Source organism: Pseudomonas sp. S31 (genome assembly GCF_016648105.1).
In the GTDB taxonomy this organism is placed as follows: domain Bacteria; phylum Pseudomonadota; class Gammaproteobacteria; order Pseudomonadales; family Pseudomonadaceae; genus Aquipseudomonas.
On the sequence record NZ_JACVVE010000007.1, the window covers coordinates 97,976 to 112,507 of the forward strand.

The following is a 14,532-nucleotide window of genomic DNA, read 5'->3' on the forward strand; positions in this document are numbered from 1 at the left end:
ACGATACCGAGATTTGTTATGCCGCAACAATATCTTTTTATTAGCCGCTTATAACAAAATCAAAATGCCACCCTGGCTTTTGCTTATGAGCGGCAACGCCTGCGTCTAGCGCGGGACATTCGGCAGATCGAGGTCCTCGGGCTGGACTTCCTCACCGTCGCTGACCAACAGGGCGAAGTGGATCACGTTCTCCAGTTCCCGGGTGTTGCCTGGCCAGGAATGCGCCTCCAGTACCTGCTGCGCCGCCTCGCTGATCAGCGGCACGTCACGCTGCAGGCGTACGCTGTAGATACCGACGAAGTACTCTGCCAGCGGCAGGATATCGCCCGGCCGTTCACGCAGCGGCGGCAGTTCCAGAGCGCCTTCGCGCAGGTACAGGTAGAGCCGCTCGTTGAAGCGGCCGGCACGTACCACCCGCGCCAGGTCGATGCTGCTCGCGGCCACCAGGCGCACGTCGACAGGCTGTGGTTGCTGGGCGCCGACGCGAGTCACCTCGCGGTTTTCCAGGGCCGCCAGCAACTTGCCCTGGATGGCCAGGGGCAGGTCGGCGATTTCATCGAGGTAGAGCGTGCCGCCATTGGCCGAGCCGAACCAGCCGGCGCGGCTGCTGGCCGTGCCGCCATAGGCACCGGCGGTATAGCCGAACAGTTCGGCATCGGCGTAGGTCGGGCTGATGGCCGCGCAGTTGACCGACACGAACAACCCGCCTCGGTCACTGGCCCGGTGGATCTGCCGTGCCAGCAGCTCCTTGCCGGTGCCGGTCTCACCGCGCACCAGCACCGGCAGCGATTGCGGTGCCAGGCGCTCGAGGGCCTGGCGCAACTGCTGGGAACGCGGGTCGATGAACACCAGCGCCTTGGCGCGGATGCTCAACGGGCTCTTGTCCAGCTCAGGGAAGGTCAGCAGCGGCTGGCCGAACGGATTGTGCAACGTCATGACGAACTCCCACCCCAGGCCGCGCAGGGCCGGGTGTCAGGCAAACGGTGAACAGTAGGGACGATCAGGCGCGGCGTAGCACCCGTTGCTCGACCCGGCTTTGCAGGCGATAGAGGTAGGCGAAGCCCTGTTCCCAGCGCTCGTGCCCGGACTTGACGTTGATGTGCCCGGCGTTGCTCAGCAAGCCTGCCTCCGCCCCCCAGGCCTGGGCCAGGTACAGCGCACGCGGCACACTCACTGCTGGGTCGTTGTCGGAACTGACAACCTGGCTTGGAAACGGCAACGGCTGTTGCGGAATCGGCGCGAAGTTGCGCAGGGCCGGCGCGCAGGTTGGCCGTTCGACATCTGCCGGGGCCACCAGCAGGGCTCCACGCACGCGCCGCAGCAGCGCTGGGCTGGCCTGCTCGGCCCAGTGGGCGACGGTAACGCAGCCCAGGCTATGGGCGATCAGGATCACTGGCGAGCGCTCGGCGGCGATCGCCTGCTCCAGTGCCTGCACCCAGTCCTGACGTTGCGGGGTCAGCCAATCATGCTGCTCGACCCGAGCGCTATTGGGCAGGGTGCGCTGCCAGTGACTCTGCCAATGGTTGTCTGGCGATCCTTGCCAGCCCGGCACAATCAGGTAGCGAATCGACTCATTGCGCATGGGGACGCCTCCGTGAAGTTTGCGTGCTTGGCAACCAGTATAGGGGGCGAGTTATATTCGTAAAGGAATAAGAAGCTATTTATTAATAACCATAATTTATTTGGTTTGAGGGCCCTTTCGCGGGTAAACCCGCTCCTACAGGTTCTGCACCATATTCAGGGCGGGCGCAGAACCTGTAGGAGCGGGTTTACCCGCGAAAGGGCTCTAACAGGCAAAAAAACGGGGCCAACCCCTGCCAAGAGATTTGGCCCCCACGCACATTGCGAGAGTCTTGCCTGAAGTCTGTACCCGCCCGAACTCAGCGCGCGGTAATCACCGCCAGCTTGCTGATCCCGGCCCGCTCGATGGCCGCCATCGCCCGCGCCACCTCGCCGTAGTTCACTCCATCGTCGGCCTGCAGCTGCACCCGCAGCTCGGCGTCCTTGTCCTTGGCTGCCTTGAGGTTGGTCTCCAACAACTCGGGCTGGATCTCGTCCTTGTTGATGAACAGCTTGCCGTCGCCGTCGATGCTCACCACCAGCGGGTCCTTCTGCTCCACCGGAGCCACGGCCTCGGTCTTGGGCAGGTTGATGGGAATGGCATTGGTCAGCAGCGGCGCGGTGACGATGAACACCACCAGCAGCACCAGCATGACGTCCACCAGCGGCGTGACGTTGATTTCACTGAGGACTTCGTCGCTGTCCTGGGTCGAGAAGGCCATGTCAGGATGCCTCCTTCACCGGCTGGGTGAAGCCGGCCGGAGCCTTGTGCACGGCCGGGTGCACCAGCACGCGGAAGGCGCTCTTCTGGGCCAGGCTGTAGAAGTCATGGGCGAAGTCGTCGAGGTCGGCCGCAGTCAGCTTGAGGCGGCGCAGGAAGTAGTTGTAGACCAGCACCGCCGGCACTGCGACGGCGATACCCACACCCGTGGCGACCAACGCCGCGCCGATCGGCCCGGCGACGGTTTCCAGGCTCGCCGAGCCCGCCGCGCTGATGCCCTTGAGTGCCTCCATGATGCCCCACACGGTGCCAAACAGGCCGATGAACGGCGAGGTGCTGCCGATACTCGCGACCACCGCCAGGCCGGTCTCGAGGGAGCGGCGCTCACGCACGATCTGCTGGCGCAGGGCACGCTCGAGTCGGTCCTGGTGGTTGATGGCGTGGCTCAGGTCGCTGGCCTGGGTATCGCCGACGGCGATGGCGGCATAGCCGGACTGCGCCACGCGCGCGGCCGGGCCAGGCAGCTCATGGCTGAGCTCGGCGGCCGAGTCGAGACTCGAGGCGGCCCAGAACTGCTGGTGGAAGCGCTTGTCCTGGTTCTTCAGGCGCACGAACTGCACGATCTTGACCAGGGCCAGGCCCCAGGTGACGACAGAGAAACCGACCAGCAGCCAGATGACTGCGCTTTCCACGGATTCGAGGGGAGATGCCAACAGGCTCATGATGATGTCTTCCTATGTTCGGGCAAAAATGTTCGGGCGAAATTAACGAAGCTTGAAATCGATCGGCACGCTGACCCAGCCGGCCTGGGGCACGTCGCCTTGTTTGGCGGGCACGAAGCTCCAGCGCTTGACCGCCGCCAGTGCGGCGGCATCGAGGGCGTCGCGGCCGCTGCTTTTCTGAATCTGGATCTGCCCCGGCTTGCCGCTGGGCAGCACCTCGACACGCAGCAGCACGGTGCCTTCCCAGCCGCGGCGCTGGGCCATCTGCGGATACTCCGGCGCCGGGTTCTTCAGGTACGCGGCGTTGGCCGATGGCGGTGTGACCGGGGCCGGGGCCGGAGGCGCAGGGGGAGCCGGGGCGGCCACCGGTGCTGGTGCTGGCGGCGGCGCCTCGACCGGCTTGGGCTGCGGTTTGGGCGGCTGCTTGACGACCGGCTTGGGCACTGGCTTTGGTTTCGGCTTGGGCTTGGCGGCCAGCTCGTCGACCACCGGCGGCGGCGGGGTCTCGACCACCGGGGGTGCCGGAGCGGGTGGCGGTGGCTCCACCACCGGCGGCGCGGGCGCGGCGAACTCGATGGTCATGGGCGGAACCTGTGGTGGCACCACTGGCAGCTCAGGCGTCGGCGCCTGGCTGATCCAGTAGGCAGCGGCACCGTGCAGGGCCAGCACCAGCAGGCCCAATGCCAGCTTGTCGCGGCGCTTGAGGCCGCTGACCGGGGTTCGCTGCAGGCGCAGTTGGCCCAGCGGCAGGCGTAGCGTGCGTCCGAGGTCGACCAGATCACCCGGCGACGGATGCCACGGCTGGTCATAGGCCCTGACGGCCGACTGGACATTACCCATTGATCAAACTCCTGGGGTCTCGATTCAGGTATGTGGCTGAATCATCGGGCGCAGGGGCTTATCTCTGAAAGTAATGTTTAATAGTAAAGCTATACCTTTTGGAAATATAAAAAATGCTTGATTGGCTCTAGCCCGCGGGTTTCGCGGCGTGTGGCGGCATGGTGCCGGAGCGATGCTTTGTCGGCATATGAAATATAGGCGCAAGGCATCGACTTGCCGCAACGGCGCAGAAGCCCCAGCGGTTTCCCAGGCAAAAAAAAGCCCGGGACCATGCCCGGGCTCTTCGATCAACAGCGACGCCTCAGATATCCGCCACCTTCTGCCACACCTTCGGCCGGAAGAACAACGTCTCGCCACGCGCCAGCCCGGTCAGGCTGTCATGGTCCTTGACCACCTCTGCCTCGATCAGGTCGCTCTGGCCTTCCACTTTCAACGTCACCCGCGTGGTCGCGCCCAGTGGCCGGATATCACGCACCTCGGCGGCATGGTGCCCCTCGGTCTCATGCCGCGACAGCGACACCTCGTGCGGGCGGAACAGCACATGATGCCCCTCGCTCAGGGCCAGGCGGTTGGAGTCGCCGAGGAAGTGGTAGACGAAGTCGTTGGCCGGCTGCTCGTAGACCTCGCCCGGCGAGCCGATCTGTTCGATCACGCCCTTGTTCATCACCACGATGCGGTCGGCCACCTCCATGGCTTCTTCCTGGTCGTGGGTGACGAACACCGAGGTCAGGTTGATGTCCTCGTGCAGGCGCGCCAACCAGCGCCGCAGCTCCTTGCGCACCTTGGCGTCGAGGGCGCCGAAAGGCTCGTCGAGCAGCAGCACCTTGGGCTCCACCGCCAGGGCCCGGGCCAGCGCGATACGCTGGCGCTGGCCACCGGACAGCTGCTCGGGGTAACGGTCCGACAACCAGTCCAGCTGCACCATGTTCAGCAACTCGTGCACCTTCTCGGCGATCTTGCTCTCGCTCGGGCGCTCGCCCTTGGGCTTCATGCGCAGGCCGAAGGCGACGTTGTCGAACACGCTCATGTGGCGGAACAGCGCATAGTGCTGGAACACGAAGCCGACGTTGCGATCACGCACGTCATGCCCGGACACGTCCTCGCCATGGAACACGATATTGCCGGTGTCCGGCGTCTCCAGGCCGGCGATGATGCGCAGCAGGGTGGTCTTGCCGCAGCCGGACGGGCCCAGCAGGGCCACCAGCTCACCGCTGTTGATATCCAGGTTGATGTTGTCCAGGGCCTGGAAGCTGTTGAAGCGCTTGCTGACGTTACGAACTTCGATCGACATGAATTATTCCTCCGCTGCGCTGTGGCGCAGGCGGTTAATACGGTTCTCGCTCCACTGCTTGAGCAGCAGGATGAAGAGCGCCAGGATCAGCAACAGGCTGGCCACGCTGAAGGCCGCGACATGGTTGTACTCGTTGTAGAGGATCTCCACGTGCAACGGCAAGGTGTTGGTCACCCCGCGAATGTGGCCCGAGACCACCGACACGGCACCGAACTCACCCATGGCCCGGGCGGTGCACAGCACCACGCCATAGATCAGGCCCCATTTGATGTTCGGCAGGGTGACGTGCCAGAACATCTGCCAACCGTTGGCGCCGAGCAGGCGCGCGGCTTCTTCCTCCTGGGTGCCCTGCTCCTGCATCAGCGGGATCAGTTCGCGGGCGACGAAGGGCACAGTGACGAAGATGGTGGCCAGGACGATGCCGGGCAGGGCGAACACGATCTGGATGTCATGGTCCTGCAGCCAAGGCCCGAACAGGCCCTGGGCGCCGAACATCAGCACATAGACCAGGCCAGCGATCACCGGCGACACCGAGAACGGCAGGTCGATCAGCGTGACCAGCACGCTCTTGCCGGGGAAGGTGTACTTGCTCACGCACCAGGCGGCGCTGACGCCGAACACCAGGTTCAGCGGCACCGAGATGACCACGGCCAGCAGGGTCAGCTTCAGCGCCGAGATGGCATCGGGCTCGAAGATCGCTTCGAAGAAGGTACCGAAGCCGTTCTTCAGGGCCTGCGACACCACGATCACCAGCGGCAGCAGCAGGAACAAGGCGAAGACCAACCAGCCAAGGCCGATCAGGATACGCCGCGACGTGGCGCTGCCTCGCCGGGCGGCATTGGCGGCAGCGGTGGCGCTCAGGGACGAACTGGACATGCCGGCCTCCTTCAAGGGGTTTCGATGCGGCGCTGCAGCAGGTTGATCAGCAGCAGCAGGATGAAGGAAACCACCAGCATCAGCACGCCGATGGCGGTCGCGCCGGTGTAGTCATACTGGTCGAGCTTGACCATGATCAGCAGCGGCAGGATCTCGGTCTTCATCGGCATGTTGCCGGCAATGAAGATCACCGAGCCATACTCGCCCACACCCCGGGCGAAGGCCAGGGCGAAGCCGGTCAACCAGGCCGGCAGCAACGCTGGCGCCAGCACATGGCGGAACACCTGTAGCGGCTTGGCGCCCAGGCAGGCGGCGGCCTCCTCGACCTCACGCGGGATATCCGCGAGCACCGGTTGCACGGTGCGCACCACGAACGGCAAGGTGACGAAGGTCAGCGCCAGGGTGATGCCAAGCGGTGTATAGGCAATCTTGAAGCCCAGGTCGGTGGCGAACTGGCCGACCCAGCCTGCGGGGGCGTAAAGGGCGGTCAAGGCGATACCGGCCACGGCGGTGGGCAAGGCGAATGGCAGGTCGATCATCGCGTCGATGATCTTGCGCCCGGGGAAGGTGTAGCGCACCAGCACCCAGGCCAGCAGGGTACCGATCACGCCATTGATGATGGCGGCGAACAGGGCGGTGCCGAAACTCAGCTTGAGCGCGGCGAGTACTCGCGGCGCACTGACGATGTTCCAGAACTGCTCGAACGTCAGCTGGGAGGCATGGATGAACATGGCAGCCAGTGGTATCAGCACGATCAGGCTGAGGTACACCAAGGTGTAGCCCAGCGTCAGCCCGAAGCCGGGTATGACGGGGGAAATGCGGCGTGACATAGAAATCCCTGGTTGAACGCACGAGGCCCGGCGTAGGTGCCGGGCCGGTGCAGGCTTCTGAATCCTGGGGCTGCCTTGCAGCCCTTCGCGGCACAAGGCCGCTCCTACAGATGATCGCGTATCTCTTGTAGGAGCGGCCTTGTGCCGCGAAGGGCCGCAGAGCGGCCCCGCTTTTCCTTGGTGCTTACTGTGCCTGATAGATCTGGTCGAACACACCGCCATCATTGAAGAACTTAGGCTGTGCAGTTTTCCAGCCACCGAAGTCCTTGTCGATGGTCACCAGGTCCAGTTTCGGGAACTGCTTGCCGAACTCGGCAGCGACCTTCTCGTCCCGTGGTCGATAGAAGTTCTCGGCGGCGATCTTCTGGCCAGCCGGGCTGTACAGGTGCTTGAGGTACTCGGTGGCGATCTCGGTATTGCCTTTCTTCTCGGCGTTCTTGTCGACCACCGCGACCGGCGGCTCGGCCAGGATCGACAGCGAAGGCACGACGATGTCGAACTTGTCGGCGCCACCGTCTTCCTTCAGCGCCAGGAAGGCCTCGTTTTCCCAGGCCAGCAGCACGTCGCCCTGGCCATTGTTGACGAAGGTGATGGTCGAGCCGCGGGCACCGGTATCGAGCACCGGTACGTGCTTGAACAGCTCCTTGACGTATTCCTTGGCCTTGTCTTCGCTGCCACCGGTCTTCAGGCCGTAGGCCCAGGCGGCGAGGAAGTTCCAGCGGGCGCCGCCGGAGGTTTTCGGGTTGGGGGTGATGACCGAGACGTCCTTCTTGACCAGGTCGCCCCAGTCCTTGATGCCTTTCGGGTTGCCCTTGCGCACCAGGAACACGATGGTCGAGGTATACGGGGTGCTGGCGTCCGGCAGGCGGCTCTGCCAGTTCTCAGGCAGGGTCTTGCCGAGCTTGGCGATTTCGTCGATGTCACCGGCCAGGGCCAGGGTCACGACATCGGCGCGCAGGCCGTCGATGACGGCGCGGCCTTGCTTGCCCGAGCCACCGTGGGACTGCTGGATCTTCACCTTGTCGTCCGGGTGGGACTGCTGCCAGTGCTTGATGAATTCGGCGTTGTACTGCTGGTACAGCTCACGGGTCGGGTCATAGGACACGTTCAGCAGTTCGTAGTCCTTGGCGATGGCGGAACCGGCAAAAACCGCACTGGCCAAGGCGGCAAGCGCATAACGGCGGATGGACATGGTGAAGCTCCCGATTGGCATTTTTCTAGTTTTGGATGTGGCGCGGAATCAGCCGGACTTGTTGCCGGGCTGTTGCAGACGGAATTTCTCCTTGCGCTCGATCTGCACGACCTGAGCGTTATGCACCGTGATCTCCACCGCACCGAAGCGCAGATCGCGCAGCGCGCTCTGGATTTCACGCAGAATGGTGGCTTCGTCCTGACCGTCGATGCTGCGCAGAGATGCACTCATGCTCGTTCTCCTGTGAGTAAGGGTGCCGGGCAGAAGTTTGAAGGGGGTTTGCGCCTGGCTTGAGGGCAATAGTAGTGAGGTGGGATTATTCTTAAAAATACTGTTTAAGAATTTTTATATAACCAAAAATAAAACAGATCCTGTAGGAGCGGGGTTTACCCGCGAATGCGATGGTGTGGTCACCGACGCATTCGCGGGTAAACCCGCTCCTACAGGGGGTGTGCCGGATTCAACTCTGTTTTTGTGGCTCGCGGATCTTGTACCAGGCCACGTACAGCGCCGGCAGGAACAACAGGGTCAGCAAGGTGGCACTGATGATCCCGCCGATCATCGCGTAGGCCATCGGCCCCCAGAACACTTCCCGGGCGATCGGGATCATCCCCAGGCTGGCCGCTGCCGCCGTCAGCAGGATCGGCCTGCGCCGGTGGTTGGTGGCCTCCAGCACCGCGTCCCACGGCGCGTAGCCCTGGGCCTCGAACTCGTCGATCTGGGTCACCAGGATCACCGAGTTGCGGATGATGATCCCCGCCAGCGCCAGGATCCCGAGGATCGCCACGAAGCCCATCGGCGTGCCCGTGGGCACCAGCGCCAGCACCACGCCGATCAGCCCCAGCGGCGCCACGCTGACCACCAGGAACAGCTTCTGCACGCTGTGCAGCTGGATCATCAGGAAGGTCGCCATGAGGAACAGCATCAGCGGAATGACCTTGGCGATCGGCCCCTGGGCCTTGCCGCTTTCTTCCACCGTACCGCCGGTAGCGACCTCGTAGCCGACCGGCAGCTTGCTGGCGAAGGCGTCGATGTCGGGCTTGAGCTGGGCGACCAGGTCGGTGGGCTGGATGTCGCCATTGACCGATGCCTTGATGGTGATGGTCGGCTTGCGGTCACGCCGCCACACCAGCGGCTGCTCCAGTTCGTAGCGCACGGTGGCGAACGACAACAACGGGATCGACGTGCCGTTGGGCGTGAGGATCTGCAGGTTCTGCAAGGTATCGGGGGTGCCCCGCTCGCTGTCCTCGGCGCGGGCTATCACGTCGACCAGGTAGATGTTGTCGTTGACCTGGGTGATGGGCACGCCGCTGACGATGCTGTTCATGACATTGGCAACATCCTCGGACGATAGCCCCAGCTGGCGCGCCTTGTCCTGGGCGATCTCCACCCGCAGTACCTTGCCGGGTTCGTTCCAGTCGTAGATCATCTCGCCGATATGCGGGTTCTGGTCGAGCAGGGTCGCCAGGTCGATGGCATGCTTGCGCACCTGGTCGATGTCCTTGCCGCTGACCCGGTACTGGATCGGGCGACCCACCGGCGGGCCCATCTCCAGCGACTGGACGTTGGTACCGATGCCGACGAACTCTTCCTTGAGCAGCTTCTGCAGGCGCTCGATCATGCCCTGGCGCTCGTCGAAGCCCTTGCTCACGATCACCAACTGGGCGTAGTACGGGTTCTGCAGCTGTTGGTCCAGCGGCAGGTAGAAGCGAATCGCGCCCTGGCCGATGTAGGTGCTCCAGCGTACCAGGTCGGGGTCGTCCTTGATCTTCGCCTCGAGGCGGTCGACGACCTTGCGGGTTTCCTCGATGGAGGCATTCTGCGGCAGGTTGAGGTCGACCAGGATCTCCGGCCGGTCCGAAGACGGGAAGAACTGATTCTGCACGAAGCGCATGGCGAAGATCGACAGGGCGAACAGCACCACGGTGCCGATGATGGTCAGCCAACGATTGCGCATGCACCACAGCAGCCCGCCTTCGAAGGCCCTGCCCACCCGCCCCGGCTCTGCTGCATGGGGCTTGATCTTGCTGCTGCTGAGAATGTGCACGCCCAGCACCGGGGCGAAGAACACCGCCACGATCCACGACACCAGCAACGCCACGGCGATCACCGCGAACAGCGTGTAGGTGTACTCGCCAGCCGAACTCGCGTTGAGCCCGATCGGCACGAAACCGGCCACGGTCACCAGGGTGCCGGTGAGCATGGGGAACGCCGTCGAGGTATAGGCGAAGGTGGCCGCCTGCTCCTTGCTCTCGCCCATCTCCAGCCGGGTGACCATGACCTCGACGGTGATCATGGCGTCATCCACCAGCAGGCCCAGGGCGATGATCAAGGCGCCCAGGGAGATCCGCTGCATGGTGATGCCGCTGTACTCCATGAACACGAAGACCATGGCCAGGACCAACGGAATCGAGCAGGCCACCACCAGCCCGGCACGCATCCCCAAGCTGACGAAGCTGACCGCCAACACAATCACCACGGCTTCGAACAGCGCACTGGTGAAGCCCCCTACGGCATCCTTCACCACCACCGCCTGGTCCGACACGGTGTGCACGCCCACGCCCACCGGCAGCTCCTGCACCACCTTGTCCATCTTCTCTTTCAAGGCGGCGCCGAACACCTGGATGTTGCCGCCGGCCTTCATGCCGATGGCCAGGCCGATGGCCGTCTGGCCGTTGTAGCGGAACATGGGCGAAGGCGGGTCGACATAGCCGCGCTCGATGTCGGCGATGTCGGCCAGGCGGAAGAAGCGGTCGTTGATCTTCAGGTTGACGGTCTGCAGGTCTTTCTCCGAGGCGAACTGCCCGGTGGTGCGCACCGAGATACGCTCCGGGCCGGCCTCGATCACCCCCGCCGGGGTCACCGCGTTCTGCGCCTGCAAGGCCTGCATGACCTGGCGCTGGTCGATGCCCAGCGCGGCCAGCTTGCGGGTGGAGAAGTTCAGGTACAGCACCTCGTCCTGGGTGCCGACCATCTCGATCTTGCCGATGTTCGGCACATCGCGCACCTCGGCGCGCGCCTGTTCGACGTAGTCACGCAGCTGGCGCAGGCTCAGGCCGTCGGCGGTGAAGGCGTAGATCGAGCCGAACACGTCGCCGAACTCATCGTTGAAGCCCGGGCCTTGGATACCCGACGGGAACTGGCCGCGGATGTCGTCGATCTTCTTGCGAACCTGGTACCAGATCTGTGGAATGTCCGCCGCTTTGGTGGTATCGCGCAGGTAGACATAGACCGTGGATTCGCCCGGCCGGGTGTAGCTCTTGGTGTAGTCGAGCGAGTCGAGTTCCTCGAGCTTCTTCTCGATGCGGTCGGTGACCTGGTACAGGGTTTCGTCCTGGGTCGCACCCGGCCAGCGGGTCTGGATGACCATGGTCTTGATGGTGAAGGACGGATCTTCCTCACGGCCGAGGTTGAAGTACGAGAAGATGCCCATCAGCAGGCCGACGAACATCAGGTACCAGACGAAAGACTGGTGCTTGAGCGCCCATTCGGAGAGGTTGAAGCTTCCTTTCATTGCGCATCCTCGTCGAAGGCGACCTTCTGGCCAGGCTTGAGGCTGTTCACACCGGCCGTGACCACGCGCTCTCCTGGCTGTACGCCAGCGGTCAGGACGAAGGTTTCGTCGGTACGGTCGATCAGGGTGACGTCACGGGTGGCCACGGTCTTGCTGGCGGGGTCGATCACCCAGACCTGGTGCTTGCCATCGCGCTCGAGCAGGGCGCTGAGCGGCAGCTCGCTGCGCGGGGTGACGTCGGAGGTCAGGGTGACGCTGATGGCGGTGCCCAGGTGGAAGGCCGCCGGGGTGCTGGCCAGGGTCAGGCGGGCGCGGCGGGTGCGGGTGGTGGCGTCGGCCTGGGGTTCGAGTTCACGCAGGTTGGCGGTGGTGTTGATGCTCGGTTCCAACTGCGAGGCGACGGTGAAGGTCAGGCCCTTGCTCAATTGCTCGGCCAGGCCGATCGGCAGGTCGATCACCGCCTCCTTCACATCCGGGCGGGCCAGGGTCACCACCGCCTCGCCGGCACTGACGGTTTGCCCCGCTTCGGCCTTCCAGTCGGTGATCACGGCCGCGTGATCGCTGCTCAGGGTGGTGTAGCCGAGCTGGTCGTGAGCCTGGCTGAGCGCCGAACGGGCCTGCTCCAGCGACGCCGCGGTGGTCTTCAGGTTGGCCTGGGCGATGTCCAGCTGGGCCTGGGCGCCGACGCCCCGGTCGTACAGCTGCTGCTGGCGGCGTGCATCGGCCTGGGCGTTGATCCATTGCGCCTGGACCCGCGCCAGGTCACCCTCGGCGGCGCGCAGCTGGTTCTGCTGGTCGGTCGGGTCGAGCGTGGCCAGCGTATCGCCCGGTTTGACCTGGGCGCCGACATCCAGCCAGCGCCGAGCGATTCGCCCGGACACGCGAAAGCCCAGGGTACTTTCGAAGCGCGCCTGAATGGTGCCGGCGAACCGCCCCAACTGCGCCTTCGCCTGGGGCTCGACCTTGGTCCACAGCACCGGCCGGATCGGTTCGGGGGCTTCATCCTCACTGCTGCAGGCGGCCAACAGGGCGCCCACTGAAAGCATCAGCAGCAGGCGCTTCATAGTTCACCCCCTGGGGCATTGCCATCGATCTTCTGCACCTGCATGCCGGGGTGCAGCAACTGACCACCGTTGACCACCACGGTCTCGCCGCTTTTCAGGCCGCTGGCGATCACGATCTTGCCGGTGAGGTAACGGCTGACCTCGACCTGGCGCAACTCGACCTTGTCGCCCTCGCCCACCACCCACACCGCTGGCTCGTGCAAGGCCTTGGTCAGCGCCGACCATGGCAGCTCGATGCTCGGCCGGCCCTGGGCGTTGGTGGTGGCGGTCACTGGCGCGCCCAGTTGCATCTGCGGGGGAACATCCTTGAGCGCCACCTTCACTTCCACGGTACCGCTCTGCTCCGACACCGTCGGGGTAATTTCGCGCACATAGCCATGGGCCTGGACCTTGGGGTCGTCGAGCAGGCTGACGATCACCCCGGCATCGCTGGGCGGCGCCACCAGCAGCGATTCGTACACGTTGAACACGGCATCGCGGTCGCCGTCCTGGGCCAGGCCGAAGATCGGCATGGTCGCCTGCACCACCTGACCGACCTCGGCCTGGCGCTCGGTGATCACGCCATCGGCCTCGGACACCAGCTCGGTGTAGCTCAGTTGCTCCTTGGCGTCGGCCAGTTGCGCCTGGGCGGCCTTGAGCGCGCTCTGGTTGCTGCGCAGCGCGGCCTCGGCAGCGTCGTACTCGCTCTGGCTGGTGTAGCCCTTGGGCAGCAGTTTCTGCTGGCGGACGAAGGCCGCGCTGGTTTGCGTGACCCTGGCCTGGGCCGCCGACACCTCGGCCTTGGCCGAGTCGACGTTGTTCTGCAGGTCCTTGGGGTCGAGCCGCGCCAGCACCTGGTTGGCCTTGACGTGGTCGCCCACGTCGACGCTGCGTGAGATGATCTTGCCGCCCACGCGGAACGACAGGTCGGTCTCGACCCGCGCCTGCACGTCACCGGTCAGCGTGACCCGGGCAGCGAAGTCGGTGGCGGATACCTGCAACACGCCGACCCGGGGGAGTTGTTCGGTGGTTTCTTCCTTACCGCAGCCTGTGAGCAAGCCCGACAGCCCCAGGCAAACGACCAACAGCGGACGCATCAACGTCATGCAGGCTCCTAGCTTGCGCGCAAAAGATTCAAGGAATGCGACTGTTAGCGTAGATCAGGGTTCGATAAACAACACTGATAGGGGCCAAGCTGGCATTTTCGGTGCCTGTACCGACCCCTTCGCGGGCACGCCCGCACAGGTAGGGCGCAAGTCTTGAGAAATCCACTATCCCTGTGGGAGCGGGCGCGCCCGCGAAGAGGCCGGCACAGCCATGCATCAGCTCTTGCCACATCCAGAAATCATCGGCCACCTGGCAACCCCACTTCAGCCGCTACCTTTCAAAGGGAGGTTCAATTTCAAGGAAGATCACAATGCCGTTAGCCGAATCCCATCGATTGCGCCGCGGGCGCTTTTCCGAGCCAGGCAGGCTCTACATGCTGACCACCATCACGCACCAGCGAAAGCCGCTCTTCCTCGACTTCCACCATGCCCGTCTGGTGGTCAAACATCTGCGGATCTCAAATGACATTCAGGACTGCCGGTCGTTGGCATGGGTAGTGATGCCTGACCATCTGCATTGGCTGATCGAACTGAAGGAAGTGACATTGGGAACACTGATGCGCAAGTTTAAATCACGCACAGCGATTGCATTGCGCAAGGCAGGGATCAGGCACAAGCCGATATGGCAATCCGGTTACCAGGACCATGCGCTGCGGCAGGAAGAGGGAGTAGTGCATGTAGCCCGGTACATTGTTGCCAATCCCTTGAGGGCTGGATTGGTCAGGAGTGTCAGGGATTATCCACATTGGGATGCAGTATGGCTTTGAATCGGTGGTGGGGCCTTCGCGGGCTCGCCCGCTCCCACAGGGATTATCATAAACCTGAAGGTTTTGACCT

General features: G+C 63.9%; 14 protein-coding genes. 1 reads left to right on the plus strand and 13 read right to left on the minus strand.

Annotated elements, in window-relative coordinates:
* Positions 1–105 precede the first annotated feature (105 nt).
* From IAE37_RS07910 to IAE37_RS07970, 13 genes are all read right to left on the minus strand, one after another.
* On the minus strand, positions 106–936 hold the full coding sequence (locus IAE37_RS07910; RefSeq protein WP_201171920.1) for a sigma 54-interacting transcriptional regulator: 831 nt from the start codon (positions 934–936) through the stop codon (positions 106–108).
* A gap of 64 nt (positions 937–1,000) precedes the next feature.
* Positions 1,001–1,582 (minus strand): alpha/beta hydrolase, encoded by a 582-nt coding sequence (locus IAE37_RS07915; protein ID WP_201171922.1) that lies wholly within the window; start codon positions 1,580–1,582, stop codon positions 1,001–1,003.
* 298 nt (positions 1,583–1,880) lie between these two features.
* On the minus strand, positions 1,881–2,282 hold the full coding sequence (locus IAE37_RS07920; RefSeq protein WP_201171925.1) for an ExbD/TolR family protein: 402 nt from the start codon (positions 2,280–2,282) through the stop codon (positions 1,881–1,883).
* A 1-nt stretch (position 2,283) separates the two neighbouring features.
* Positions 2,284–3,003 carry a MotA/TolQ/ExbB proton channel family protein gene (locus tag IAE37_RS07925; protein WP_201171928.1) on the minus strand — a complete coding sequence of 240 codons (720 nt, stop codon included), beginning with the start codon at positions 3,001–3,003 and terminating at the stop codon, positions 2,284–2,286.
* Between the two features lie 42 nt (positions 3,004–3,045).
* On the minus strand, positions 3,046–3,843 hold the full coding sequence (locus IAE37_RS07930) for an energy transducer TonB (RefSeq protein ID WP_201171931.1): 798 nt from the start codon (positions 3,841–3,843) through the stop codon (positions 3,046–3,048).
* A gap of 301 nt (positions 3,844–4,144) precedes the next feature.
* Complete coding sequence (locus tag IAE37_RS07935; RefSeq protein ID WP_201171933.1) at positions 4,145–5,134, minus strand: sulfate/molybdate ABC transporter ATP-binding protein; 990 nt, start codon at positions 5,132–5,134, stop codon at positions 4,145–4,147.
* A gap of 3 nt (positions 5,135–5,137) precedes the next feature.
* Entirely contained in the window at positions 5,138–6,010 is an 873-nt protein-coding gene (gene cysW / locus IAE37_RS07940; RefSeq protein WP_201171936.1) for a sulfate ABC transporter permease subunit CysW, read from the minus strand.
* Between the two features lie 11 nt (positions 6,011–6,021).
* On the minus strand, positions 6,022–6,840 hold the full coding sequence (gene cysT / locus IAE37_RS07945) for a sulfate ABC transporter permease subunit CysT (protein ID WP_201171937.1): 819 nt from the start codon (positions 6,838–6,840) through the stop codon (positions 6,022–6,024).
* Positions 6,841–7,024: 184 nt separating this feature from the next.
* The gene (locus IAE37_RS07950) at positions 7,025–8,032 is read right to left on the minus strand and encodes a sulfate ABC transporter substrate-binding protein (protein WP_201171939.1); all 1,008 of its coding nucleotides are present in this window, start codon (positions 8,030–8,032) and stop codon (positions 7,025–7,027) included.
* Between the two features lie 48 nt (positions 8,033–8,080).
* A complete protein-coding gene (gene oscA, locus IAE37_RS07955) occupies positions 8,081–8,263 on the minus strand; it encodes a sulfur starvation response protein OscA (RefSeq protein WP_016489716.1) in 183 nt (60 codons plus the stop codon).
* A 229-nt stretch (positions 8,264–8,492) separates the two neighbouring features.
* A complete protein-coding gene (locus IAE37_RS07960; protein WP_201171941.1) occupies positions 8,493–11,546 on the minus strand; it encodes an efflux RND transporter permease subunit in 3,054 nt (1,017 codons plus the stop codon).
* A complete protein-coding gene (locus IAE37_RS07965; protein ID WP_201171944.1) occupies positions 11,543–12,610 on the minus strand; it encodes an efflux RND transporter periplasmic adaptor subunit in 1,068 nt (355 codons plus the stop codon). Before IAE37_RS07965 ends, IAE37_RS07960 begins: the two co-directional genes overlap by 4 nt.
* The gene (locus IAE37_RS07970) at positions 12,607–13,695 is read right to left on the minus strand and encodes an efflux RND transporter periplasmic adaptor subunit (protein ID WP_201171946.1); all 1,089 of its coding nucleotides are present in this window, start codon (positions 13,693–13,695) and stop codon (positions 12,607–12,609) included. The genes IAE37_RS07965 and IAE37_RS07970 overlap by 4 nt, the downstream gene beginning before the upstream one ends.
* Before the next feature lie 311 nt (positions 13,696–14,006).
* Between IAE37_RS07970 and IAE37_RS07975 the strand changes: the two genes are divergently transcribed.
* The gene (locus IAE37_RS07975; protein WP_201171948.1) at positions 14,007–14,462 is read left to right on the plus strand and encodes an REP-associated tyrosine transposase; all 456 of its coding nucleotides are present in this window, start codon (positions 14,007–14,009) and stop codon (positions 14,460–14,462) included.
* Positions 14,463–14,532: the final 70 nt, after the last annotated feature.